This is a genomic window from Syntrophomonas sp. UBA5494 (assembly GCF_002426325.1).
Genome location: NZ_DIPG01000125.1, coordinates 41,506 through 44,117 on the forward strand (window position 1 = coordinate 41,506; position 2,612 = coordinate 44,117).

2 protein-coding genes are annotated in these 2,612 nt (G+C 51.6%); one reads left to right on the forward strand and one right to left on the reverse strand.

All coding sequences use genetic code 11. The features are described from left to right. On the forward strand, positions 1 to 735 hold a 735-nt coding region (locus tag B3W37_RS14135; protein ID WP_483176177.1), incomplete at its 5' end, for a M24 family metallopeptidase. 389 nt (positions 736 to 1,124) lie between these two features. Here B3W37_RS14135 and B3W37_RS14140 read toward each other — a convergent pair. Next, a partial coding sequence (locus B3W37_RS14140) for a PAS domain S-box protein (protein WP_483176178.1) occupies positions 1,125 to 2,612 on the reverse strand: 1,488 nt, incomplete at its 5' end.

A 2,612-nucleotide genomic window follows, 5' to 3' on the forward strand; every position in this document is an offset into this window, starting at 1 on the left:
TTGCTGGAGCACGTATCATCATTGCTGCGCCCTGGCATGACGGAAATCGAGCTGGAGAGCCTGCTTGAAGTCAAGGCCAGACAGCTTGGACACGAACCCATGATCCGCTTGAGGAGCTTTGGCGGCGAGCTTCATTTCGGGGGAGTTGCGGCCGGGGCACGGGCAGCCGTACCCACCTATTTCGATGGTCCCACCGGCGGACTGGGGCCTTCGTGGGCGCATCCCATAGGGCCTTCGCAGAGCCCGATTCAGACCGGCGAGGCCATCGTCATGGATTTTGCCCTGGCCTATAAAGGCTATCATGCCGATGTGACCCGGATGCTGGTCATGGGAGACCTTCCTCAAAAGCTGCAAAATGCTTATCAAACCGCCCTGGAGGTCGAAGAAATGATCCGCCGGGCGCTCGTCCCCGGGCGCATCGCCGGGGAGGTCTATGATGAGATCCTCACTTGGGTTAAAAAGGAGACCCCTTTCGCCGAGAATTTCATGGGTTTCGGTCCCTCCCAGGTACGCTTCATCGGCCATGGCATCGGCCTGGAGCTTGATGAGCTCCCCATCATCTGCCAGGGAGCCAGAGAGGTTCTGCAGCCGGGCATGACTTTGGCGATCGAGCCCAAATTCTTCTTCCCCGGCGAGGGGGTGGTGGGGATAGAGGATGACCTGGTCATCGATGGAGCCGGCGGCGCCCGCTACCTGTCTTCGACCCCGCGGGATATTGTCAGGATTGAACTGTAGTACAGGGCACTCCAGACCCGATTCATAGGTAATAACGATGGCGCCGGGGCATTAAACCCCGGCCCATGCTTTCTTACAAATATTCTTGACGTTCTATGGAAGTTAAAAAGATTATGGCACGATCCGGGGGGTATCGCAAGAATGCGGGTCCCCCCCCGGACCGTTGCCAACATTTAAGAAGAGGGGAATATGTAAATGGGTGGCTAAACTTTTTAAGTTATTAATTTTTATCGCAATAATCGTGCCAATCGCCCGGTCGCCTCTCCTCAGATGCCATCTCCGCCGTACTGGTGGATTTCCGAATCCCCCGGCCGTAAAAAAACACCCCGCTTTATACGGCAGGATGTTGTTGAATTTGTACAGTGTACGATTATATGTACAGCCGCACTTCAAGAAATATTGAACTTCACGTAGAAGGTAGTTCCCTTCGGGCTGGTCTCAAATTCTATCTCGGCCTTATGGCGGGCGGCTATACTGTAGCATACAGCCAGACCGATGCCGATACCGTTTTCCTTGGTGGTGGTAAATGGTGTGCCTATTTTGTTAATCACAGCCGGGTCCAGACCAGTCCCCTGATCGCGCACAAAAAGCACCGCCTGAGAGCCCTGGCACCGGCTGCCTATGACCAACGTCCCCCGACCCGGCATTGATTCCAGCCCGTTGCGAGCCAGGTTGATTATCATCTGGCGAATCTCATTGAGGTCGATCATCAGCCTGGGCAGCGGCTCTAAATCCAGCTCTACCACCTTATCGGCGCGGGTTGCATCTGCTTGAATAAGCGGGAAGATACTGCTGATGGTTTGGTTCAAATCCTCCAGCTGCGGCGAGATAAGTTTGTTGGTAGACATCGATAGAAATGAGGTGACGATCTCATTGGCGCGATCCATCTCTTCTATCATCAGGTTGAAGTAGTCCTTGTAGTGGGCCAAATCATCCTTTTCACCGAGCAATTGAAGAAACCCGCGCACCGAGGTCATGGGGTTGCGGATTTCGTGCCCCAGAGAAGCCGCCATTTCCCCCACCAGATGCAAACGGTCCAGGCGGTTGATCTCCTGTTCCATATTCTTGAGTGCGGTAATGTCTATCATAGAATTCAAGAAACAGCGTATTCCGTTGAGATGGATGGTTTGTACCTGAAGCAAAACGGTTCTGACAACGCCATGCTTGGTAACCAGCTGGGCTTCAAAATTCTCCACCCTTTCATTAACCTGCAAAGCGCTGATAAATGACTGCTTTTGCATAAAGTCCTTCCACAGATCCAATTCGCCCGGGGTCTTGCCGACGGCTTCTTCCGGAGTGTAGCCGAATACCGCGGTATACCTCTGATTGATTTCAATATGCTGTATACTCTCGGCATCATAAATCGCCATGATCACCGGACTGTTGTGAAATGCGTTATAAAACCGCTCCTCTGATTCGACCAAGGCTTGTTCAGCCAATTTGCGTTCAGTTATATCGACCAGGCTGGTTAATATATACCATTCTCCCGCCAATTTAATCATTTTCAGGTTGACGATGCCGCACTTGATTTGTGATCCTATTTTATACTTCCAGTCGGGGTTATAGTAATAGCCATCCTGCAACAAATGTTCAATAATGCGCGGACGTTGGTCTGCAGACACCCACATCCCCATTTCGTTAGAGGTCTTGCCGATCATATCGGACCTGGACATAGCAAAAGCCGCACAACAAGCATCATTGGCCTCTATTATAAGGCCGTCTTGCAGGCGGCTGATAATCTGAATGATAAAGGAGCTGTTGAAGGCCTTGTAGAATTTCTCCTCTGATTGCAGCAAAGCCAGTTCGGTGTGCTTATGCCCGGTGATATCCACCGTTTCTCCTAGAATACACAGTTTGCCTTTATAATAAATATAGTC